The organism is Microbulbifer maximicatervae (SeqCode), from assembly GCF_052467225.1.
Genome location: NZ_CP174303.1, coordinates 1,710,869 through 1,733,446, shown reverse-complemented (window position 1 = coordinate 1,733,446; position 22,578 = coordinate 1,710,869). Strand labels below are relative to the sequence as shown.

Annotated in this window: 20 protein-coding genes and 1 tRNA gene; 14 read left to right on the top strand and 7 right to left on the bottom strand. The window is 54.2% G+C overall.

What is annotated here, in order from left to right; translation table 11 throughout:
• Positions 1-43: 43 nt before the first annotated feature.
• The 4 genes from gatA (at position 44) to cysZ (ending at position 4,189) form a co-directional block, all read left to right on the top strand.
• A complete protein-coding gene (gene gatA, locus ACJJIZ_RS07545) occupies positions 44-1,489 on the top strand; it encodes an Asp-tRNA(Asn)/Glu-tRNA(Gln) amidotransferase subunit GatA (RefSeq protein WP_444915723.1) in 1,446 nt (481 codons plus the stop codon).
• Positions 1,490-1,500: 11 nt separating this feature from the next.
• Positions 1,501-2,952 (top strand): Asp-tRNA(Asn)/Glu-tRNA(Gln) amidotransferase subunit GatB, encoded by a 1,452-nt coding sequence (gatB, locus tag ACJJIZ_RS07540; protein WP_444915722.1) that lies wholly within the window; start codon positions 1,501-1,503, stop codon positions 2,950-2,952.
• A 66-nt stretch (positions 2,953-3,018) separates the two neighbouring features.
• Complete coding sequence (locus tag ACJJIZ_RS07535; protein WP_108734243.1) at positions 3,019-3,315, top strand: PA4642 family protein; 297 nt, start codon at positions 3,019-3,021, stop codon at positions 3,313-3,315.
• 43 nt (positions 3,316-3,358) lie between these two features.
• Positions 3,359-4,189: a sulfate transporter CysZ gene (gene cysZ / locus ACJJIZ_RS07530; RefSeq protein WP_444915721.1), complete on the top strand. Its 831-nt coding sequence runs from the start codon at positions 3,359-3,361 to the stop codon at positions 4,187-4,189.
• Positions 4,190-4,242: 53 nt separating this feature from the next.
• Here cysZ and ACJJIZ_RS07525 read toward each other — a convergent pair whose 3' ends face one another.
• The 3 genes from ACJJIZ_RS07525 to ACJJIZ_RS07515 all read right to left on the bottom strand — a co-directional run bounded on the left by ACJJIZ_RS07525 (position 4,243) and on the right by ACJJIZ_RS07515 (position 7,839).
• Entirely contained in the window at positions 4,243-5,391 is a 1,149-nt protein-coding gene (locus tag ACJJIZ_RS07525) for a hypothetical protein (protein WP_444915720.1), read from the bottom strand.
• Between the two features lie 274 nt (positions 5,392-5,665).
• Positions 5,666-7,174, bottom strand: a complete 1,509-nt coding sequence (gene rhlB, locus ACJJIZ_RS07520; protein ID WP_444915719.1) for an ATP-dependent RNA helicase RhlB — start codon at positions 7,172-7,174, stop codon at positions 5,666-5,668.
• Between the two features lie 47 nt (positions 7,175-7,221).
• Positions 7,222-7,839, bottom strand: coding sequence for an HvfX family Cu-binding RiPP maturation protein (locus ACJJIZ_RS07515; RefSeq protein ID WP_444915718.1), 618 nt, complete (start codon positions 7,837-7,839; stop codon positions 7,222-7,224).
• Positions 7,840-7,983: 144 nt separating this feature from the next.
• Here ACJJIZ_RS07515 and ACJJIZ_RS07510 point away from each other — a divergent pair, with 144 nt between their 5' ends.
• The 3 genes from ACJJIZ_RS07510 to ACJJIZ_RS07500 all read left to right on the top strand — a co-directional run bounded on the left by ACJJIZ_RS07510 (position 7,984) and on the right by ACJJIZ_RS07500 (position 11,888).
• Positions 7,984-8,697, top strand: a complete 714-nt coding sequence (locus tag ACJJIZ_RS07510; RefSeq protein ID WP_444911393.1) for an alpha/beta hydrolase — start codon at positions 7,984-7,986, stop codon at positions 8,695-8,697.
• 172 nt (positions 8,698-8,869) lie between these two features.
• A complete protein-coding gene (locus tag ACJJIZ_RS07505; protein WP_413663066.1) occupies positions 8,870-10,300 on the top strand; it encodes an MATE family efflux transporter in 1,431 nt (476 codons plus the stop codon).
• Positions 10,301-10,421: 121 nt separating this feature from the next.
• Entirely contained in the window at positions 10,422-11,888 is a 1,467-nt protein-coding gene (locus tag ACJJIZ_RS07500) for a succinylglutamate desuccinylase (protein WP_444915717.1), read from the top strand.
• Positions 11,889-11,899: 11 nt separating this feature from the next.
• On the opposite strand, the gene ACJJIZ_RS07495 is transcribed toward ACJJIZ_RS07500, so the two are convergent.
• From ACJJIZ_RS07495 to hemA, 4 genes are read right to left on the bottom strand one after another with little or no spacing between them, the layout of a single operon-like run.
• Complete coding sequence (locus tag ACJJIZ_RS07495) at positions 11,900-12,799, bottom strand: cation diffusion facilitator family transporter (RefSeq protein ID WP_444915716.1); 900 nt, start codon at positions 12,797-12,799, stop codon at positions 11,900-11,902.
• Between the two features lie 42 nt (positions 12,800-12,841).
• Positions 12,842-13,669: a peptide chain release factor N(5)-glutamine methyltransferase gene (gene prmC / locus ACJJIZ_RS07490; RefSeq protein ID WP_444915715.1), complete on the bottom strand. Its 828-nt coding sequence runs from the start codon at positions 13,667-13,669 to the stop codon at positions 12,842-12,844.
• Positions 13,670-13,719: 50 nt separating this feature from the next.
• On the bottom strand, positions 13,720-14,802 hold the full coding sequence (gene prfA / locus ACJJIZ_RS07485) for a peptide chain release factor 1 (RefSeq protein ID WP_444892992.1): 1,083 nt from the start codon (positions 14,800-14,802) through the stop codon (positions 13,720-13,722).
• Positions 14,799-16,076 (bottom strand): glutamyl-tRNA reductase, encoded by a 1,278-nt coding sequence (gene hemA, locus ACJJIZ_RS07480; RefSeq protein WP_282933939.1) that lies wholly within the window; start codon positions 16,074-16,076, stop codon positions 14,799-14,801. The genes prfA and hemA overlap by 4 nt, the downstream gene beginning before the upstream one ends.
• A 237-nt stretch (positions 16,077-16,313) precedes the next feature.
• Here hemA and ACJJIZ_RS07475 point away from each other — a divergent pair, with 237 nt between their 5' ends.
• The 7 genes from ACJJIZ_RS07475 to pth all read left to right on the top strand — a co-directional run bounded on the left by ACJJIZ_RS07475 (position 16,314) and on the right by pth (position 22,537).
• The gene (locus tag ACJJIZ_RS07475) at positions 16,314-18,131 is read left to right on the top strand and encodes a tetratricopeptide repeat protein (RefSeq protein ID WP_444915714.1); all 1,818 of its coding nucleotides are present in this window, start codon (positions 16,314-16,316) and stop codon (positions 18,129-18,131) included.
• Positions 18,115-18,762: a lipoprotein insertase outer membrane protein LolB gene (lolB, locus tag ACJJIZ_RS07470; RefSeq protein ID WP_444915713.1), complete on the top strand. Its 648-nt coding sequence runs from the start codon at positions 18,115-18,117 to the stop codon at positions 18,760-18,762. The genes ACJJIZ_RS07475 and lolB overlap by 17 nt, the downstream gene beginning before the upstream one ends.
• A gap of 68 nt (positions 18,763-18,830) precedes the next feature.
• On the top strand, positions 18,831-19,754 hold the full coding sequence (gene ispE / locus ACJJIZ_RS07465; RefSeq protein WP_444915711.1) for a 4-(cytidine 5'-diphospho)-2-C-methyl-D-erythritol kinase: 924 nt from the start codon (positions 18,831-18,833) through the stop codon (positions 19,752-19,754).
• An 11-nt stretch (positions 19,755-19,765) separates the two neighbouring features.
• Positions 19,766-19,840, top strand: a tRNA-Gln gene (locus ACJJIZ_RS07460).
• Positions 19,841-20,195: 355 nt separating this feature from the next.
• Complete coding sequence (locus tag ACJJIZ_RS07455; protein WP_108735320.1) at positions 20,196-21,125, top strand: ribose-phosphate pyrophosphokinase; 930 nt, start codon at positions 20,196-20,198, stop codon at positions 21,123-21,125.
• Positions 21,126-21,314: 189 nt separating this feature from the next.
• Positions 21,315-21,935 (top strand): 50S ribosomal protein L25/general stress protein Ctc, encoded by a 621-nt coding sequence (locus tag ACJJIZ_RS07450; protein WP_444915710.1) that lies wholly within the window; start codon positions 21,315-21,317, stop codon positions 21,933-21,935.
• A gap of 5 nt (positions 21,936-21,940) precedes the next feature.
• Positions 21,941-22,537, top strand: a complete 597-nt coding sequence (pth, locus tag ACJJIZ_RS07445) for an aminoacyl-tRNA hydrolase (RefSeq protein ID WP_444892988.1) — start codon at positions 21,941-21,943, stop codon at positions 22,535-22,537.
• The last annotated feature ends 41 nt before the right edge of the window (positions 22,538-22,578 follow it).

Sequence of the window (22,578 nt, the reverse complement as noted above, 5' to 3'; positions counted from 1 at the left end):
AATACCCAGCCCTCAGCCCGTCTAGAGCCTTTAAGGGAATAATATGCATCAGCTTACTATCGCCGAGATCATCCATGGATTGCGGAGCAAAGAGTTCTCGAGTACAGAGCTAACCCGCCATTTACTCGGCCGCATCCAGCAACTGGACAGTAACTACAACAGTTTTATTACCGTCACTGAAGAGAGTGCCCTAGCGCAAGCCGCGGCCGCCGACCAACGCCTGGCCAACGGGGAGGCACCGGCACTGTGCGGTGTGCCCATCGCCCACAAAGATATTATTTGCACTAACGGCGTGCGCACCAGCTGCGCCTCAAAAATGCTGGATAATTTTATCCCTCCCTACGATGCCACGGTGGTAGATAACCTCAACGCTGCCGGAACCGTCTCCCTGGGCAAGACCAATATGGATGAATTCGCCATGGGCTCATCCAACGAAAGCAGCTTTTACGGCCCGGTAAAAAACCCTTGGAATACCCGCTGTGTGCCCGGCGGTTCCTCCGGTGGCTCAGCTGCGGCAGTTGCTGCACAACTGATCCCCGGCGCCACAGCTACCGATACCGGCGGCTCTATCCGCCAGCCGGCAGCGTTGACAAACACCACCGGACTGAAGCCCACCTATGGGCGCATTTCCCGCTACGGTATCGTTGCCTACGCCTCCAGCCTGGATCAGGCCGGCCCCATAGCCCGCAATGCGGAAGACGCTGCTTATTTGCTCTCCGCCATGGCCAGCCACGACCCGAAAGATTCCACCAGCCTGAAGCAGCAGCCCGCTGACTTTACCGCCGAATTGAATAACCCGATCGCCGGGCTGCGGATCGGAGTACCCCGAGAGTACTTTGAGGAGGGCCTTAACCCTGAAACCGCAAGCCGGGTTCAGGAGGCTTTGAAAGCGTTTGAAAAGCTGGGTGCGCAACTGGTCGATATCAGCCTGCCACATACCGAGTTAGCGATACCTGCTTACTATGTGATCGCCCCTGCTGAAGCCTCTGCCAACCTTTCTCGATTCGATGGGGTGCGCTATGGCTTCCGTTGTGAAGAACCCAAGGACCTGCGCGATCTCTATATGCGCTCCCGTGGTGAAGGCTTCGGCGAAGAAGTGCAGCGTCGCATCCTGGTAGGCACCTACGCCCTATCCGCCGGATATTACGATGCTTATTACAACAAAGCCCAACAGGCCAGACGCCTGATCAAGCAGGACTTTGTCGAAGTATTCGAAAAAGTGGATGTGATTATGGGCCCCACGACCCCCTCCCCCGCTTTCGAGCTTGGCGCAAAGAGCGCTGACCCGGTAGCTATGTACCTGGAGGATATCTACACCATCGCCACCAACCTCGCCGGACTACCTGGCATGTCTGTACCCTGTGGCCTGGTGGACAATATGCCAGTGGGCCTGCAAATAACCGGTAATTACCTGGAAGAGGCGCGCATGCTCAATATCGCCCACCAATACCAACAGGTAACCGACTGGCACAAAGCCAGCGCCGTATAAGGAGATAAATTGTGGAATGGGAAATCGTTATCGGGTTGGAAATTCACGTCCAGCTCTCTACCCAGTCAAAACTCTTTTCCGGCGCCAGCACCCGCTTTGGCGCCGAGCCGAATACCCAGGCTTGCGCCGTGGACCTGGCCATGCCGGGCACACTGCCGGTACCGAATGAGGAAGCATTTCGCTTTGCAGTAATGTTCGGCCTGGCGATGAACGCAGAGATCGGCAAGCGCTCCGTTTTTGAACGCAAAAACTATTTCTACCCAGATTTGCCCAAGGGCTATCAAACCACTCAATTGGATCAGCCTATTGTCGGCCCAGGTGAAGTGGAAATTCACCTGGAAGATGGCAGCAGTAAGAAAGTGCGTTTGCACCACGCCCACCTGGAGGAGGATGCAGGTAAATCCCTGCATGAAGACTTCCACGGGATGTCTGGTATCGACCTGAACCGCGCAGGTACGCCGCTGATCGAGATTGTCTCTGAACCGGATATGCGCAGTGCCGCCGAGGCTGTGGCCTACCTGAAAAAAATTCACAGTATCGTAACCTACCTGGGCATTTCCGATGGTGATATGTCCCAGGGCTCACTGCGCTGTGATGCCAATGTATCCGTACGTTTAAAAGGCGAAGAAAAACTCGGCACCCGCACAGAATTAAAAAACATCAATTCTTTCCGTTTTGTCGAGCGCGCAATTAAAGTCGAAGCTGAACGTCAGATCGACATCTTGGAAGACGGCGGTACCATTACCCAGGAAACCCGCCTCTACGACGCGGACAAAAATGAAACCCGCTCTATGCGCAGCAAAGAAGTGGCCAATGATTACCGCTACTTCCCCTGCCCTGACCTGCTGCCAGTTGTACTCACCGATGAATATGTCGAGCAACTGCGCAGCATCCTGCCAGAACTGCCCGATGCAAAAGCAGCCCGCTTCCAAACGGAATACCAGCTATCTGCTTATGATGCAGACCAGCTGACACAGGAGCGTGCCAGTGCAGACTATTTTGAAACTGTGAGTAAATCCTGTGGCGAATCCAAGCTTGCCGCCAACTGGATTAACGGTGAACTGGCAGCGCTGCTCAACCGTCGTGAACTTACTATTTCACAATCTCCGGTTTCTGCCGACCAGCTAGCTGGACTAATCGCACGGATCAAAGACAACACCATTTCCAGCAAAATCGCCAAACAGGTATTCGAGGCTATTGCCGACGGAGAGGGCAGTGCCGACGAAGTCATCGAAAAACGCGGCCTGAAACAGGTTTCTGATACCGGCGCTATCGAAAAAATGGTGGATGAAGTGATCGCTGCAAGCGATGCCCAAGTAGAAAACTACCGCAAGGCCGATGAATCAAAGCGCCCCAAAATGATGGGGTATTTCGTCGGGCAAATTATGAAAGCGTCCAAAGGGCAGGCAAACCCGCAGATGATTAATAAAATCCTCAAACAAAAATTGGACGCACTGCTTTAACCCTCAACATTTCAAGACCTGGGCCGGGCTTCGCCCGCCCCCTATTTATGTAGCAAGGATATAGTTTTGAGCCTGAAAAAAGACAAACAGAAAGTACTCGGAGAAGTTTTTGACGAGGAGCGTATTGCTGGATTCTTGATTGGTGAAGCCCCCGCAGGCGTAAACCGGGATTTTCACCTGCTCGAGCGCGCCTACCGAAGCATGAAAGCAGAGAGTTTTGCCACATTTGTTAAGCTGTTTCTCGCTGAAGGCCTGGATCTGAACAGTCCTGGTCCCGATGGGAAAACTCTGCTGGCACGTATTGCTGAACACCGCCAGGGCGCAGAATATAGCGAGATTTTAAAAGCCGCTGGCGCCAACTGAGAACTCTGGAAATTTAGGCATCGTACCAGCGAAAGGTGAGAGTATGACTTCAAATCCCGTTCACGGTATCGACGCATTGGTGCGCGGTATCCACTTGATTACCCGGCGTGAGTTACGCCCATTTATCCTGGTGCCATTACTAATAAATCTGGTGCTGTTTATTATTATCAGTAGCATAATGATTTCACAGCTCGGAGGGCTTACCGATTATATAAGTAGCCTGCTTTCTCACACGCCTGTAAATACGGAGAATATGTCCTGGTGGGAAGCTATTATGGCCAAGGGTGCAGCATGGACCGCCAGTGTTTTTCGCTGGCTGGCCTGGATTATTGCACTAATAGTGCTTTTCCTATTTTTCCTTGCTTACGGCTATTTATTTAGCGTCATCACCAACATTATTGCCGCCCCCTTTAACGGTTTGCTCGCTGAGAAAGTAGAAGAATTGCTAACCGGTAAAGCTCCTCCTGCCGAGCCGATAATGCAAATGGTATGGCGTACCCTGGGCCGGGAATTGCGTAAGCTGGGTTACTTTATATTTTGGGGTTTGATCGTATTTATAATTGCCACCATCACCAGCTGGACCATTATTATCCCCGCAGTGCTCACCGCAGTTTGGGGCGCTTGGTGTATGGCTATTCAATACGTTGACTACCCACTGGATAACCACCAACGGCCATTCGATGAATTAAAAACGGTACTGCGCCGCCGTAAACTCACTAGCCTTACCTTTGGTGGGACCGTGATGCTTGCCAAAATGGTGCCGATTTTAAATATCTTTATTATGCCTGCGGCAGTTGCTGGCGGTACGGCTCTGTGGGTTGAAAGATTGCGTATTGAAGGGGATCTGGGAACTGAAACTCCTATTCTTCAGTAATCTAACTTCAAATGCCCCCCAAAAAAGCCCTCAGGAATAGAGGGCTTTTTATATTAGCGGCCTGTAGCTTTTTTCTTTTTCAGCCAGCGATACCAAGGTTGCCTACCCTTAGAAACACAAGCTGTAGCCGACAAGCATTTTTCCAAGTACTCCAGCTCACTGTTAAGCACCTCGCCCGAGAGACTCTTGCTCCGTATTTGTCGAATCCTGTCAGCCAGTAATGCATCGCGTAAACCCTCTGGTTTTTGAATTCCAGACGCCAAGATTTGTGGGCTCCAACTGAATAAATCCTGCGCTGTAATCCGGTCATTTCCCCACTCAGGATACCCTGAAAAATCACTATCAAATGCCAAGCCAGATTGATTCTTCAAAAAGTGATCATTCAATTGGCGATTTGAATCGCTAAAGTGCATAAAGAAACTTTGGGCATCCTTTTCAGAAGGTACCAACCGAGTATTTTCTTCCAACATCATTGGTTTCAGCTTCAGCAGCTCCGACTCAGCCACTCCCAATTCCAATAACTTGTGAGTCAATAGGAATTCCCTTCTTCCCACCCCCTCATTGACCCGCCTTCCTGAAATGTCTATGTCACCTCCCAGCAATGCGAGAAAGTCACTGACAATATCTCCCCCCTGAAGGGCGTCACGGGTAAAAGAGCGAACGCTTAAAGCAGCCTTGCCGAATACAGACTCCCACAGAATTAACTTGGAGAAATAATCATAGTAAGTCTCGATATCCTTAGTGAAAGCTGGGAAAGCACCTTCACTATGTCCAAACAATTTACTGGAAGAGCTGCGGTAAGCAACAGCTCCTCTGGCTCCTTGCTTTTTAAAGGATATCGCCTGCAAGTCCTGTCTGCGTAAATACACAATCACATTAATTTTATCGAAATACTTGGCACAGGTACGCTGAACCAATTCGACACTTTCACGTTGATGCAAAAAACAGAGATGCTCTGCCGATATTATCGCTTTCTCACCGCTACTTGATGCGAGCAATTCATCCAGTCTTGTATTCAACTGAAATCTGAGCTGACCAGTACAGCTAGAGACTTCCACACATCCCGAAGAGTTACCCTTTTTTCCCAAGGACAAAAACTCATACCCGGCTTCACTCAGAGTTTGTTCCTGCTCTTTCATCGCTAACTGAAGAGAACTTGAGCCGGTTTTATGGAAACCTATATGTAGATAGAGGGTACGCATTATTCGAGTATTTACTAACTTTTTATTGAATGAGGGCTACCAAAGTAAACACTAAGCCCAACACTACAGAGTTAGCCTCAAACTGCTGAGCTTTGATTCTAATCAACTATATCTTTTTTAATTTAGGGGGAAATAAAACCACTAACGTAATTATTTTATATATTCCAAATCCCAGAATAAGTTAAGACATTAAAAAGTAAGAGTTAACAATGACTTTCTCTGGTAAATTGGGGGGCTGCAAGGGACACAAACTCCCTTGCAGCATAAGAAAAAATCAGTGCCGACGTGGACGACGGTGGCCTCCAGAGCCACCGCGACGCCCATCGCGATCGCCGTGACTGCGCTGAACTTTCACTTTGGGTGGCTCAACCAAAAGCTCTTCGGGCGGAACTTCACACTTGAGCTTGCCACCGAGCAACTGCTCAATAGGCTCCAGGCGCATCGCATCATCTTCACAGGCAAAACTGATAGAGGTGCCCGTTTTACCCGCTCGGCCAGTTCGGCCAATGCGGTGAACGTAATCCTCCGGCTCTTCAGGCAAGGTGAAATTCACCACATGGCTGATACCATCAATATGGATGCCACGCCCGGCGACATCGGTAGCCACCAGTACCTTGGTTTTGCCAGACTTAAAGTCATCGAGGGTGCGAACCCGCTTGTTTTGCGCCACTTCACCGGAGAGCAGGCCCGCAGAAATACCGTGGGCCAGAAGCTGCTCGTGCAAGCGGCGGCATTGGTCGCGGCGGTTGGCAAATACAATCAGGCTATCTACCTCTTCCCGCTGCACAATATTGTAAAGCAGGGTGTACTTTTCTTCGCTGGCGGACAGGTAGACATGCTGCTCTACGGTATCCGTGGCAACCCTCTCCGGCTCAATCTCCACAACTACCGGATCATCTGTCCACTGCTCCACCAGATCATCCACTTCGGGAGTAAATGTGGCGGAGAAGAACATAGTTTGGCGATGAGTTTTACGCGGCGTCTGACGAACAATGCGGCGCACTTGGGGGATAAAGCCCATGTCCAACATGCGATCCGCCTCATCGATCACCAGGACTTCCACCTGATCCAGGAAGCAGTCCCGATTGCTGACAAAGTCCAGCAGGCGACCCGGCGTCGCCACCAAGATGTCCACCAGCCGCTCATTCAGGTTTCTCTGCTGCTTGTCGTAATCCATACCGCCCACCAGGGTATGAATTTCCAGCTCGGTGTGTTTACACAGTGCCTTGGCATCATCGGCAATCTGCATCACTAGTTCACGGGTCGGAGCGATAATCAGGGAGCGGGCTTCGCCGGCGTAGCGCTCACCTTCAAACGGGTGCTTGAGCAAATCGTCAATCACTGTGATCAGGAAGGCCGCTGTCTTACCGGTACCGGTTTGTGCCTTACCCACCAGGTCGTGGCCATTGAGGGTATGGGGAAGGGAGCGGCCCTGAATCGGCGAGCAATACTGAAAACCCAGGTCGTGGATAGCGTGCATCAACTCATTGGGCAGCCCCAGGTCGTGGAAGCGGACCTTGCCCTCCTGTTCCGGGACCTGGAATTCATCCAAGGACCAGGGCGCTGCGGGTCCCGCTGGCTTTCTGCTGCGCTGGCGCCCTTTTTGAGCGTTTTTGCTACCGCCCCGGCGCGACTTCCCCTCCGCCTGTGCGGATTTTGTACGCCCCTTGGCAGCCTTATCAGACGGCTTTTGCCCTTCTTTTCGGCGTCCGGAGCTGTCTTCTCCCCGGCGGGAGCCCTTATCCTCTTTGGAGGAGGATCGGCGGAACAACTTTCCTATCAAGTGAAATACTCGCTCAAATGTTCAAATAATCGGCGAGTATAACATCTCTATGGGGCTCCCTGCCCGCTATAGTGACGGCACAGCCAGTAATCCACACTGAAAAACCGCCCCGCCCCACTACAAAATAGCACCAGCAGCATAATGAAGTAGGTAGCTGCAAACTCAATACCATTTTTCAGGATGGTCACTCCTCCAGTTTCCACAAGCCATTCATAATTGCCGTGCTCCTTGAGTAAACCAACAATCTTCTCTTTACGCACCGAAGCTTCATCGATAAGGTCCTTGCGCCACTCCCAGGGCACACTCAAGGTTTTATCCGGCAACGCAGACCAACCGTTCTCCCAGTGGGCCGTATAGGCTGCCACTGCCATCACAAACATCAGGGGAATCGCCACCAGCCGAGTCGCTACGCCCAGCAAGATAGCGATACCACCAAAGAATTCCACCAATGCAGCTATCCACGCCATCAACATCGGCGCTGGAAGCCCCAACCCCCAATCGGGATTGCCAAACCAGGCAGCAACATCTTCGATATTATTCATCTTATTCATGCCGGCCAGGATAAAAATTGGCGCCAAATAAATCCGTAGTAATAATGGCCCCAGCCAGTCTATTTTGCGTACATAATGTACAAAGCAGTTGTACCAACCGCTCAGACTATTCATAGCTCCACTCATTTAGCTCACTCTCTTATCAGTGTCTTTGTTCACTTTAGTCGAGTGATATCGCCAACTCTTACACCGCACTATCTCAGCGCCCCAGAAAGCACATCTATGCTTGCAGAACCCAAGTAACTTGAGGGCAACCTAGTGGGGAAAACTTACGTACTGGTCCACGGGCTATTTCATGGAGGCTGGTGCTGGAGCAGAGTCGCCCACCTCTTGCAGCGTAATGGGCATCGAGTACTCACCCCCACCCATACTGGCCTGGGGGAACGCAAACACCTACTCTCCCCCTCCGTTGGCCTGGATACCTTTATCCAGGACCTAGTCAATACAATCCTCTGGGAGGAGTTGCAGCAAGTCACCCTTGTGGGCCACAGCTTTGGGGGAATGGCTGCAACCGGTGCCGCCGACGCTCTACCCGAGCGGGTGCACCGCTTGATCTACCTGGATGGCGCTGTTCCAGAGCCCGGGCGCCCATTCAGCAGCCAACTCCCCAGCGGTATTGAAGAGCAGCGGCTCAAGCAGGCACAGGATATCGACGGTACTCTCTGTATTATGCCTCCATCTCCAGAAGCCTTGGGGATAACCCAGCCAGATGATATCAACTGGCTAAAACGCCGTATGACCCCGCACCCTATCAAAACGCTACTGGACCCCATCCACTTAAAACGCTCTCCTGAACAGGGCCCGCCGTGTACTTTCATTCACTGTACCCAACCCGAATACCCACCAGCCGTCTACAGTAGCCGCAAAGCAAAGCGGATAAGCGGGTGGCTTTATCGGGAGGTAGCAATAAACCACGACTGCATCATTAATAAGGCAGAAATTGTGGCCAAACTACTTGAGGAAAGTCCGTAATCAGCACTGGGCGCAGGCGCCGTTTGTACCGTAGAATGTCGAACCTTTTTGCAGTACTACCCCGCCTTCTCCCGGCAGACTGAAAGCCTCTCAGAACTTTGGCCCGCCGCCCGTTTTCAGCTGTATTTGCGAAGGCCAGGGCCTGTTAACAACCCCCCGCAGGATTAATTTTTTGTCAAAATTAGCCCAGACCCCAGAACCCTCTATCGAGACCAGTAACAAGAGCTCAGGTTTTTCTTTGTTCAAGCTTTACCGAAATGCCACTAAAACCGAACTGTCGCACCTAACCACCTTGGGAGGCCCTCTGGTGGTCAGTAACCTGGCTGTGGTGAGCATGGGAGTTGTCGATACTCTGGTAGCAGGACGCGCTGGAGAAGTAAGTCTCGCTGGGCTCGCCCTGGGGGCCAGTATTTGGGCTGTTTGCGCAGTGACACTAATCGGCCTGCTCGCTGCTATCTCCCCGGTTGTTGCACACTTGCGCGGTGGCCGCGATGAAGCTGGCTGCGCCAGGCAACTGCACCAGGCGCTGTGGATCGCACTGATCGGTGGCATCCTGGTGTTTTCCGCCCTGCTTGCGGTTCCTATCTGGAGCCACTGGATAGACACGGAAGAGCCTGTCCGCAAGGTGATGGAGGGCTATGTACTGGCCCTGACTGTCGGCACCCTGCCTTTTGCACTCGGCACGGCGTTGCGCGGTTACTGTGAGGGTATGGGACAAGTGCGCCCGGTAATGCGCATCTATATCACTGCCGCAATTTTAAATATTCCCCTGGATATTCTTTTGGTGTTTGGTGCCGGCCCCATACCGGCAATGGGAGGGGCAGGATGTGGGTGGGCGACCGCAGCGGTCAGCTGCCTGATCGCACTGGCACTCTTCTGGCACGCGAACACTGATCCGGTCTACCACAAGCTAAAACTTAGGCTGTTACCGCCTCGCCCCCACTGGCCAACCCTCCGCCACTTGCTCGCAGTTGGCCTGCCAATTTGTGTGGGTGCAGCCAGTGAAGTTACTTTTTTTGCCAGCCTTACTATTTTGCTTGCCCCTTATGGCGCAGCCATTGTCGCCGCCCATCAGATCAGCATGAATGTGGGCTCGATTTTTTACTTGGTCGCACTAGCACTGGCCCAGGCCCTGAGTATCCGCACCGCCCAACTACTCGGTCAGGGACGGCCAAAGCGCGCGCGCTTCTGTGGCAAAGTGGGCATCAGTAGCGGGCTAATCTACGCACTGGGCACCGGTGTACTTTTGATTACCCTGCGCACCCTGTTTGTTCAGGCCTACACCAGCAATGAAGAAATTATCGCGGTGGCCACCAACCTGCTATTGCTGTGTGCCGCATTCCAGCTGGTGGATGTCACCCAGGCAATGACCTGGGGCGCACTGCGCGGATATAAGGACACCAGTGCGCCCATGTTTATACAGCTATTTTCCTACTGGCTGGTGGGGCTTTCTACCGCCTACTGGCTGGGAGAGAGCTTCTGGGGGGTATACGGTTATTGGACCGGTGTCTGTATCGGCTTGGGAACGGCTTCAATCCTGCTGGGAATTCGCTTTTGGCGAACCAGCCGCAAAGCCATCGAGCGAACCTACGGATACGCGTAATTCGGCGCGTATCACATTCCTCGGGAACGTATTGACTATACTGGCGCTCCAAAGTCCCAATCTGTGCCGGACACAAGGCTCTCCGGCACACCCAGATATACGAAGTTGACCGGAGTGCCGAATGATCCCGCGCCAATCCTCCCGAAGGACCCGACACCTATTAAGCCTGGCTTTACTGCTTTCATCCACCCAGGCCCTGAGCGCCGACGACAGCACAGGCGAAGAGACAGAAGCGGTCCCCCAGGCTGCCAATATGCAGCTGGACCAACCGGTGATCACAGAGCTGGGGCCACCCACCAACGCTGCCCCTACTGAAGAGCAATCCCAGTCGACAGATGCTGGTTCTGAAGAAATCTCCCTGCCCCAAGCGGAAAATCTGGAGCTGGACCAACCTATCCAGGAACTGGATAAACCGGCAGCTCCCACCGAGACTGCTCCCACTGCCGATAAAGAAACTGAAACAGTTAAACCTCAACCCGAATTACCGGAGCCCGGCACCATCTCCCTGGTTCCGGGAGAGACTGCCAAGCCTCTGCGATTATTAGGCTCAGAGGTTCCCCCTGCGACCTCTACGCGCCTGGCCTGGTCTCCCAGCCAACACTTTGAAGGGGTCTATAGCCCCACCGCTGTATTGGTGGTTAACGGCGCCAAACCAGGGCCGGTTCTCTGCCTTACTGCGGCAGTGCACGGTGATGAGTTGAACGGTGTGGAAACTGTGCGGCGGGTTATGTACGACCTGGACGCAGACCATTTGAGCGGTGCGGTAATCGGCGTACCCATCGTCAACCTGCAAGGCTTCCATCGAGGCTCCCGCTACCTGACTGATCGACGCGACCTGAACCGGCACTTCCCCGGCGATCCCAATGGCTCTTCGGCCTCGCGAATTGCCAATTCATTTTTCCACGAAGTGATCAGCCACTGTAACGCCGTGGTGGACTTACATACGGGTTCTTTTTATCGCACCAACTTGCCACAGTTGCGCGGCGACTTAACCAATCCCAAGGTAGTGAAAATGACCCAGGGTTTTGGCTCCACTGTGGTGCTGCACAGCGCCGGAGCCAAGGGTACCCTGCGCCGCGCCGCTGTGGAGGCAGGTATCCCCACCGTCACGCTGGAAGCCGGAGCACCCATGGTGCTGGATGAGCTATCGGTAAGTCACAGTGTGAAAGGTATACGCACTCTGCTCAACCAGCTGGGTATGGTGAGTAAATTCCGCCTCTGGGGCGATCCCGAACCGGTTTACTACACCTCCACCTGGCAGCGGACATCGACTGGCGGGGTTATCTTTAGTGAAGTCCAGCTCGGCGAGTTTGTACGTAAAGGCGACTTACTGGGAACGGTAACCAACCCGATTACTAATGTACGCACAGAAATTCGCTCTGAGCACAACGGCCGCATTCTTGGCATGGCATTAAACCAGGTCGTGCAACCGGGGTTTGCCGCCTACCATATCGGCATCCAGGCTCCCCAGGAACAAATCAGCCAGCCCCAGGAAGTAGTAGCGGAAGAGTCAGTCGCTGACAAATCAGAGAGCAAAGTACCGGCCACTCCAGAAAACCGCCAACCGCCGACAGAAGGTGAGGAGTAAATCCTCACCTATTAATCACTGACTTTATCGATCACCGTCACTTCGGGCATTGCCAAAGGTTCCGGTTGAAGGGTGATATGGTCGATATCGAAGCGCTTGACCAGGGTTTCCCGCAGGCGCTCCAGTACGCTGGGCCAAGCCTGTAAGTCATCCACCACAATATGGGCCGATAGGGAAATAGTGCTGGAATCCAAGCGCCAAATATGGAGATCGTGCACTGAGCGTACCCCGGTTACCGCCGCCAGTGTCTCACCCACAACCGGAAGGCTCAATTCCCTGGGTACCCGCTCCATCAATACATCGATCGCATCCCTGAGCAGTCGCACGCAGGAAACCAGGATTAACAGGCAAATAAGCAGTGACAGCAGGGGGTCGATGGGTACCCAACCGGTAAAATAAATCACAGCTCCGGAAGCCAGTGCCGCGACAGAGCCCAGCATATCGCCCATCACATGCAAAAGCGCACCGCGAATATTGAGCGTGCGCTCGCCTTTTAATAAAACCCAGGCCGCCAGAATATTAATCAGCAACCCCATGGCCGCAATCAACATCACCGTACTGCCGTGCACCGGCTGGGGATTACGCAACCTATCAATGGCCATAAAAGAAATACCGACCACGATCAGTAGCATAATCAGGCCGTTGGTTACCGCAGCTAAGACCTCCGCTCGCCCCCAGCCAAACGACAATTCCCGATCGGCGGGTTTTTTCGCCAGTACTGCGGCAATAGCCCCCAGCGACAGGGCAAAAGTATCAGTAAGCATATGGGCGGCATCGCCAAGCAATGCCAGTGAGCCAGATAGCCAACCACCTATGGCTTCAACTATGGAAAAACTGAGAGTGAGAACCAGTGCAATAATTAATGGGCGCAAAGCCCCATTGCCGGTTCGGTGGTGGACATGATCATGCATAGGCTCCCTCCTCAAATCCCTGTGGCAGCTCCGCAGGTATCACTATTTTTGCCCTAAGGTAATTCGCTCCCAACCGGAATAATCCCTGCGACTTGAAACTTTATTCAATCCCGCCGCAGAAAAAATATCCCGCACGCTCTCGGCTTGCTGCCAACCGTGCTCCACCATTAGCCAGCCACCGTTTTCCAGGTAATCACTAGCGGTTGTGGCGATATGTTCAATATCTGCCAAACCCTGTCGCTCTGCCACCAACGCAGTGCGGGGCTCAAAGCGCACATCGCCCTGCACCAAGTGCGGGTCAGATGCATCGATATAGGGAGGGTTGCTGACGATCAGGGAAAACGGCTGTGGCTCCAAACTGGAAAACCAATCGCTCTGGATAACTTGCACATTTTGCAACTTGAGGGAGCGCCGGTTTTCCTCTGCCAGTGCTACAGCAGCCGGTGATTTCTCCGCTGCAATAATTTCCCATCCCGGTCGCTCCGATGCCAGAGCCAGTGCGATAGCACCAGTGCCAGTGCCCAGGTCCAATGCTCTCAACCTACCCTGGGGGAAAAACTCCAGCGCGGTCTCCACCAACAATTCAGTGTCCGGGCGGGGGATCAAGGTGGAGGAATCCACCTTTAGCGGCAGGGACCAAAATTCGCGCTCACCGATAAGGTGTGCCACCGGCTCTCCCGCTTGCCGGCGCTGGAGCAACTGCTCATAGCGCATTTGCTCAGCTTCATTTAATTCATATTCCGGCCAGGTATAGAGCCAGGTGCGCTCGCGCCCCAACACACTGCCGAGCAGAAGCTCTGCATCCAGGCGCGCACTGTCGCTATCGGTTAATTGGGCACAGCGTGCGATATTTTCCTTGACGCTGGTCATGGAGAAAAACCTATAAAAACGCCGCTCGAGGCGGCGTAAAAAATCTGGATTTATTGGGCCAGGGCCGCCAACTGGTCGGCCTGGTACTCCGTGCGCAATGGCCCGATCACCTCCCCCAGAGCCCCCTGCATAATCTCATCGAGTTTATAGAGAGTGAGGCCGATACGGTGATCGGTAACCCGGCCCTGGGGATAGTTGTAGGTACGGATTCGCTCAGAGCGATCACCACTGCCCACCAGGCTGCGGCGGGCATCGGAAATTTCCTGGGCCGCCGCCGTTTCCTGCGCAGTATTGAGCTTCGCTTGCAACAGTGCCATCGCCTTGGCTTTGTTCTTGTGCTGGGAGCGCTCGTCCTGACACTCCACCACAATCCCCGTGGGAATATGGGTTAAGCGCACAGCGGAATCGGTTTTGTTAACGTGCTGACCACCGGCACCGGATGCACGGTAGGTATCCACACGTAAATCCGCTTTATTAATTTCAATCGCATCGCGCTCATCCGGCTCCGGCATCACCGCGACCGTACAAGCCGAAGTGTGGATACGACCCTGGGATTCTGTTTCAGGAACCCTTTGTACCCGGTGCGCACCGGACTCAAATTTTAATTTTGCGTAGACATCTTCACCGGCGACGCGGGTGATAATTTCCTTGTAACCACCGTGCTCACCAAGGTTTTCACTGACAATTTCTATGCGCCATCCCTGCTTCTCCGCATAGCGAGAGTACATACGGAACAGGTCGCCGGAGAAAATAGCCGCTTCATCACCACCGGTTCCTGCGCGAATTTCCAGGAAGACATTTTTTCTGTCGTTGGGATCGCGCGGCAACAGCAAAGTCTGTAGTTCTCGCTCCAGCGGCTCCACTTGACCTTCAGCCTCGCGCAGCTCTTCCTGAGCCATTTCGCGCATTTCCGGATCATCTTCCCCCATCATCTCCCGAGCCGCGACCATATCTTCCTGTAGCTGTTTGTAAGCGCCGTAGCATTTCACCACTTCTTCCAGCTCAGAATACTCGCGGGAAAGATCGCGGAATTGATCCTGATCAGCAATTACGTCGGCGTCGCCCAACAGCGCAGATACTTCCTCGTGGCGCTCAAGCAGGGTTTCCAGTTTATTCAGTAACGATTCTTTCATTGATGCTTTTTCTCTAAATCGATATCGGTGAGATCATCCAACCCAACGACCTCCCGAGCGATACGCAAACGCTCAATATCACCCTCCGCCGTGGCTTTTTTCAGACTGACGGTGGGTGCATGAATTAATTTATTGGTGAGAGAGCGAGCGAGCTGCTCCATCAGTCGACGAGGGTCCTCGCCTTTTTCCAGCTGCAAAAGTACCCGTTCAAGTTCGGAAGTGCTCACTTCCTGGGCTCGCTGCCGGTAGCTGCGAATACTATCCACAGCCTCCAAAGAGCGGCTCTCTTTGGTAAATTCAGCCGCTGCAGCATTTACTATTTCCTGAGCGGCCTCCGCCGCTTTCTCTCGGGAGCGCTTGCCCTCATCAATAACCCCGCGCAAATCGTCCACTGTATACAGATAAACATCATCCAGCTCGCCAACTTCCGATTCGATATCACGGGGTACCGCAATATCCACCATAAACATGGGGCTGTGCCGACGCTTGCGCAGCGCCGATTCGACCGCTCCCTTACCCAGGATCGGCAGCTGGCTCGCGGTGGAACTGATAACGATATCCGCGCGCGCCAGATGCTCGGGGATATCCGCAAGCAGGATTGCCTCGGCACCAAAGCTCTCTGCGAGCAACTGGGCCCGGCTCAATGTGCGGTTGGCAACAATGACCTGCTTGATTCCCTGATCGAGCAAATGTCGGGCAACCAGCTCCACGGTCTCTCCCGCACCGATCAACAGGGCAGTCTGCTTTTTCAGGTCGGTGAAGATACGCGAAGCCAGAGAAACAGCGGCGTAGGCAACAGAAACCGGGTTTTCACCGATTGCAGTTTCGGTGCGAACCTTCTTGGCGACGGTAAACACCCGCTGGAAAACCCGGTGCAGTTCACTGCCCACACTGCCGGATTCCCGCGCCACCGCATAGGCGGACTTAATCTGGCCGAGGATCTGCGGCTCACCCAACACCAGGGAATCGAGACCACAGGCAACGCGCATCATATGGCGTACCGCTTCTTCATCGCTGTACACATAGGCACAGCCCTTGAGCTGCTCCAGGGGCACTTGGTGGTATTCAGATAGCCATTGCAACAGGGCTTCTGACTCCACATTTCCGTATATTTCGGTGCGATTGCAGGTAGACAGGATGGCCAGCTCGCGGCACCCCAGTGCTTTTCGCGCATCTCCCAGTGCGCCGGGCATCACCTCGGGGGCAAAGGCCACCCGCTCGCGCACTTCGACCGACGCGCTATCGTGGTTGATACCCAGGGTAAGAATTGGCATAGACTTCCGTTAGCATTAAATCTTAAAAGGCGGAAACCGCACTGGGAGCGCATTTTCATAGGCAGCCGTCTCCCTTGCAAGCGTAAGAGGCAGTAAAATTGCCCGCCGATTTGGCAAGAGCCCCTGCCCACTACCGCTCCAAACCCGATTCACGACTAGAATTATATGGCGATAATCGTTTAAAACACGCCAGTAATACCCAGCTTTCAGCGACAACGTAACGTATGGACACGATCTATGCTCCCACCTCGCGCACATCAGCTTCCAGCCCGAATTTCCAGCCACTTGCTCAAGCTTGCCGCTTTCCTTCTAGCATCCGTAATGCTTGTTTCTTGCACCCAGCACCAGACGCCGGCGGCTCCCTCTGCAGAGATCGCGAGCACAGCACTGGAGCCGAGCAACCTTAAGGGTAAGGAAACCACTGAGTCAGGTGGGCCGGAAGCTAAAACTTTCCCTATTGATACCTTTTACACCCTTCTGGTGGCCGAAGTCGCCGGTATCCGCGAACAGTACGATGTCGCACTGGCCAATTACTACCACCAGGCGGAGGTCACCAAAGATCCCGGGGTTGCCGCCCGCGCTACACGCATTGCCCGCTTTTTAAATGCCCGCCAGGCCGCCTTGGATTCAGCCCGGCTATGGGTAGAGCTTGAGCCACAAAATGCCGATGCGCAGTTGGCCCTCACAGCCGAGCTGACTCTTTCCGGCGACTTACACACAGCTCTGATTCACGCCAGTAAAACCCTGGAACTCGGCGGCAACCCGCCCATGCAATCTCTCGCAGCAACCGCTATTGGGCACGAGCAACTCACAGATCAAGCCAAGCGGGAGTTTGCCCGGCTGGCAAAAGTCTATCCCCTCGATGACGAGGTCGTGCTCGCCTATGCCATGGTACTGCGCACCGAAAGGGAATTCGCCCGCGCTTTATCCCTGGTGCGCCGCGTTCAGGAGCACCATCCAGATCAACTGGATGCACCACTGCTAGAAAGTCACCTGTTGGTTGATCAGGGCAAGCGCAAGGAAGCCATTTCCCTTCTCGAACGACTCGTCGGCATCCATCCCTCCGAGAGCCGCCTGCGCCTTCAGTACGCCCGCCTGTTGATTCGGGAGGACCTGGCCCTGGCTCGCAAGCAGTTTGCCGAACTGGTTAAGCAGCGCCCTGAAGACGGCAACCTGATTTTGTCGTTGGCCCTAATTCAGTACGAGACCGAGCAAACTGACGAGGCCAAAGTCCTCTTTACCCAACTACTTGAATTACAGCAGCACGAATCCGCTGCTTATTTTTACCTGGGCAGCATTGCAGAAAAATCTGGAGATTTTTCCCATGCAATTAAATATTTCCGCGAAGTGGGGCCCGGTAGTGATTACGTAGAAGCCATTACTCGCGGTACGGAATTACTGGCGAGCCTCGGACAGTACAGCATTAACCGGGAGTGGTTTGCTGAACTGAGAAAAAAACACCCCACTCAGGAAGAACATTTTTATCTGATGGAGGTCGAATTACTTCGCAAAAGTGGTGAAGCCAGTATGGCTTTGCAGCGAATAGACGAGGCACTACAAACCAACAGCACCAGCGGTCGCTTGATGTACACCCGCGCGCTGCTGCATGACCAACTCGGCAACGCACAACAATTCGAAAAGGACTTGAGAAACCTGCTGGAAAGAAATCCCGATAACGCCACAGTTCTCAACGCGCTCGGCTATAAACTGATTGAAGATAAATCCCGGCACACAGAAGCCTACCAATTGATTAGCCGCGCTTTGGAACTCGAGCCTGAGGACCCGGCAATAATCGACAGCATGGGGTGGATAGAGTACCGTCTCGGCAATCACGAAGCTGCGGAAAAGTATCTGCGGCAGGCGATGGAAAAGTTGCCCGACCACGAAATTGCCGCACACCTCGGTGAAGTACTCTGGGTTCAGGGAAACAGAGAAGCCGCCATGAAAATGTGGAGAAAAGGTCTTCTGCTGAATCCCCACAGCAAAATTATTCCGGCTGCCATGAAGCGCCTACAAATCGAAGAGTCACTGGAACAACATGCATCAGATAGCTGACAAGACAACCGCGCGAAGATTCTATCTGTTATTGCTGGCATGTCTGGCAATAATGATTTCCGCCTGTGCCGGACAAAAAACCAAACAGGAACCGGAGCCAGGCTCCCCAACTGAAAATCAAAATCCAGCACCGCAAACAGTCGCTGAATTTACCCAGTGGAATCTCAAGGGCAAACTGGGTGTTCGCTCCCCCAAAGAAAACGGCAGCGCTAACCTGGCTTGGCTTCAGGGCGGCGCAGAGAATTTTCGCCTTCATCTCAGCGGTCCGCTCGGAGCGGGCACTACCGTCATCACCGGCTCAGCCGGTGGCGTCAGCTTGGTACGCGGTAGCGAGCCGCCAATTTATGCGCGCAACCCGGCACAGCTAACCCAGGAAGCACTGGGCTGGCCTCTGCCCGCCCGCGAGATGTTCTACTGGGTGCGCGGTCTTCCTGCGCCCGGCGCCAAGAGTGGTGAGCAGCGCAACGCCCAGGGCCAGCTGCAAAGCTTGCGACAATCCGGCTGGGCCTTGAGTTTTAGTGAATATCGCAGCGAAGGCCCCTTTATGCTGCCAACACGGATCAAAGCACAAACCAACAGTCCCACTGGCCCGGTATCCGTCACCCTGGTGATTAAAGACTGGGGTTTGTAGGGGGTTTTGCATAACTCTATCAATGCCCAAAGCGCAGCATGCAGGTATTATGGCGATCCTGTAATTGATTGACCTCTTTTTGCCTCATGCTGCTAACCCTGCCCGCCCCTGCAAAACTCAACCTGATTCTGCGCATTCTCGGCCGTCGCCCGGATGGCTACCACGAGTTACAAACCCTGTTCCAACTGCTCGATTTCGGCGACTTATTGGAATTCAGTGAGCGCAGCGACGGCATTGTCAGTGTCGATGCCGGCCAGCTGGATGTAGCTGAAGAAGACAACCTGGTTTATCGCGCAGCCCAATTACTGCGCAAACAAGCTGAGCCTGACCGACAAAATTCTCTCGGCGCCTCTATCCGGTTGATAAAGAAGTTGCCTCACGGCGGCGGCATCGGTGGAGGCAGTAGCGATGCCGCCACCACTTTGCTCGGGCTCAACCACTTATGGCAGTGCAATTTATCGATCGATAAACTGGCAGAGCTGGGACGACAATTAGGCGCCGATGTTCCAGTTTTTGTGCGCGGGCGCACCGCTTGGGCGGAAGGGGTTGGTGAAAAATTAACCCCAATAACCACCGAGCAACGCCACTACCTGGTTGTCTCAACTGGTTGCGAAGTGAGCACTGCAAAAATTTTTCGCGATTCACGTTTGACAAGAGATTCAGTCGCAATTACATTAGCGGCCCTTCGCGAGGAGCAGGCCAACGAGATGCGACTCGGCAGCGAAAAACTGGAAACATTTTCCGGCAATGACTGCCAGCCATTAGTTGAAAAGCTCTACCCTGAAATACGCGATGCCAGAGAATGGCTCGAGCAATTTGCTCCAGCACAACTCACCGGCACCGGAGGCTGCATTTTTGCGGCATTCCCTACGGCAGAGGCAGCCATTGAGGCACACGCCAAACTGCCTGAAGCGTGGCAGGGTTTTACAGCAGCGGGTGTATTGGTTTCACCGACACATCAAGTGCTAGCGAAAATCTCCTCAGATTTTTGAGGAAACATTACTGGGGCGTAGCCAAGCGGTAAGGCAGCGGGTTTTGATCCCGTCATGCGAAGGTTCGAATCCTTCCGCCCCAGCCACTTTCTTTATATGCAATGGCACAGTCAAAAACCGGTTCCGACATGATTCAGTCTACGCTGATCCAGCCGGCCCAGGCCATTCGCACAGGGCTTTACAGAGCCACTCCCCAATTTTTAAAGAATCCTGAAGGCAGGCTTCAATGCAAGCGCCCGATGGTTGTGCGAGCACGCACCCAGAGCAACCCGTTGAGCAAGGAAAAAAACTGTGGCCAAAACCCTGTTTTTATCCGCGCAACAGTGCGCCGCTCAACGCAAAAGTGTTGCAGCAAAAACCCTGACTGCTAGCAAATATGCAGGCATCTACACTTCAATTCACTTCAAGACAGAATTAAAGGAACTCGCAGTGGCTGACTTAATGGTCTTTACCGGCAACGCAAACCCGGAACTGGCACAGAAGGTTGTCGACCATATGGCGATCCCCCTGGGTGAAGCCACGGTCAAGCGCTTCTCCGACGGCGAGATTGCAGTAGAAATTACCGATAACGTACGCGGCCGCGACGTTTTCGTGGTGCAATCCACCTGCCAACCCACCAACCGCAACCTGATGGAACTGATCCTGCTGGTAGACGCCCTGCGCCGTGCCTCCGCCGGCCGCGTTACCGCTGTAGTCCCCTACTTTGGCTACGCCCGCCAGGATCGCCGCGTAAGATCCCAGCGCGTGCCGATTTCCGCAAAAGTGGTTGCCGATATGATGGTGAGCGTAGGTATCGACCGCGTATTAACCGTCGATCTGCACGCGGAACAGATCCAGGGCTTCTTCGACGTTCCTGTGGATAACGTTTACGGCTCCTCTGTCCTGCTCGACGATATCGAGCGCCAGAAGTACCAGAACCTGGTGGTGGTATCCCCGGACATCGGCGGCGTTGTGCGCGCCCGCGCCGTGGCCAAGAGCCTCGACTGCGACCTGGCAATTATCGACAAGCGCCGTCCGGCCGCCAATGTTGCCGAAGTCATGAATATTATCGGTGAAGTCAGCGGCCGCACCTGCCTGCTGGTAGACGATATGGTCGACACCGCCGGCACCCTGTGTAACGCCGCCAACGCCCTGAAAGAGCACGGCGCCGAGAAAGTTGTCGCCTACTGTACCCACCCGGTACTGTCTGGCAACGCCATCACCAACCTGAACAACTCCGTTCTGGATGAGCTGGTGGTTACCGACTCCATCCCCCTGGGTGACAAAATGGAGAAGGCACCAAAAATTCGCCAGCTGACCCTGTCTGCAATGCTGGCCGAGTCCATGCGCCGTATCAGCAATGAGGAATCCCTGTCCGCAATGTTCCGCTAGGAACTTGCCGATCAAGGTATCCCCGCGCCCCGCATGCCGGGGCACTTTGCCTTTAGCGCTGATTCCCGTAGAATACGCGCCCGCCCGGCACTGCCGGGCGATTACTTTTGGGCCCAGTGCCCATTTAACATCCATGCCAGAGCGGTCCGGTCGCAGGTCACTCTGGACAGACAACCCGAGGTTTATCCCATGTCTGATATTAAATTGAACGCCATTGCCCGCAGCGATGAAGGGAAAGGTGCGAGCCGCCGCCTGCGTCGCCTGGAAGGCCGTGTACCCGGCATCATCTACGGCGGTGAAGCAGAGCCTGCTTCTATCTCCGTGCTGCACAAAGACCTGACCAAAGCTCTGGAAAACGAAGCTTTCTTCTCCTCCATGCTGACTGTTGACGTAGACGGCAAAGAAGAGAAAGTTATCCTGCGCGACCTGCAGCGTCACCCGGCTAAAGCCCTGCTGCTGCACATCGACTTCCAGCGCGTATCTGCCAACACCAAAGTACACGTTAAAGTACCTCTGCACTTCCTGAACGAAGAGAGCAGCAAAGGTGTTAAGGCTGGCGGTATCGTTTCCCACACCCTGACCGAGCTGGAAGTTAACGCTCCTGCCGGCAAGCTGCCTGAGTTCATCGAAGTGGACCTGGCCGACCTGGAAATGGACGGCGTACTGCACATCTCTGACCTGAAACTGCCGGAAGGTGTTGAGTCTGTGGCACTGAGCCACGGTGCAGACCACGATCTGGTTGTAGCTTCTATCCACAAGCCTCGCGGCGCTGTGGAAGCTGAAGCCGAAACTGGCGAAGGCGAAGAGTAATCGCCTTGGCTGCGGCACCGGATACTCCGATCCAGTTGATTGTCGGCCTGGGAAACCCCGGACCGGAATACGATCGGACGCGACACAACGCCGGTGCCGACTTTGTTGTCGAGCTGGCCCGCCAACAAGGCACCCAGCTCAGCCTCGACAGCAAGTACCACGGCCTCACTGGCCGTGTGCGGGTCGGCAGCCAGGATATCCGGCTGCTGATTCCCACCACCTATATGAATCGCAGTGGCCAATCTGTCGGCCCACTGGCGAACTTCTTCAAGATTCCCCCGGAAGCCATTCTGGTCGCTCACGATGAGCTGGACCTGGCCCCCGGTATCGCGCGCCTGAAAGCCGGCGGCGGTCACGGTGGACACAACGGCCTGCGGGATATCATTGCCGCACTGGGCAACAACCGAAACTTTATGCGCCTGCGACTCGGCATTGGCCACCCCGGCAGCTCGAGCGAAGTGGCCCGGTTTGTGCTCCAGCGAGCCCCCAGGGCGGAACAGGAAACACTGGCTGATGCGATCGATCGCTCGATCGACGTTCTGCCCACCGCCGCTTCCGGCGATTGGGGCGCAGCCATGAAAACGCTGCACACCAACAAATAGATCCCACCCGCCGGCTTGCCTTTTGCCGCGGAAATCTCGAT